At 65.6% G+C, this 410-nt stretch carries 1 protein-coding gene; it reads left to right on the top strand.

Annotation, left to right across the window (positions count from 1 at the left end):
* Nucleotides 1–106: 106 nt before the first annotated feature.
* Nucleotides 107–410: hypothetical protein (locus tag LFM09_RS50150; RefSeq protein WP_414103740.1), on the top strand; the 304-nt coding region annotated here is incomplete at its 3' end.

Here is a 410-nt window from a genome sequence, read left to right as displayed (position 1 = left end):
GCGCGCATCGAGCGACACGGCACGCACGGCGCCATAGGGCTCTGACCTGCACGTTCACCTGATTGTGGAATGGAATTCGAACACCTGTTCCTGCCACAATGGACGCATGCCGGCCCTCGGACTCTCCACCCCGCTTGAGCTCCTCACCGAGCTCCAGCGGAAAGTCCGTGCGCTGCACCAGATCCAGTTCCAGATCGTGGAGATCGTCGGCGCGCTAGATCAGCAGGGCGCGGCAGAAACCTTGGGATACAAGGATCTCATCGAGGTCTTCAAGCACACGCTGCGCTGGGATCCCAAGGTGTCCCGCCGCAAACTCGCGCAGGCCAAGGCACTCTGCCCGACACTGACCCCCACCGGCTCCCGCGTGGAGCCGGTCCTGCCCGGCGTCGCGGCGGCGATGGCGACCGGCG

Source organism: Lentzea alba, assembly GCF_047445655.1.
Classification (GTDB): Bacteria; Actinomycetota; Actinomycetes; order Mycobacteriales; family Pseudonocardiaceae; genus Lentzea; species Lentzea alba_A.
Note: the sequence above shows the minus strand (reverse complement) of the source record. Positions and strands in the feature narration are given on the sequence as shown.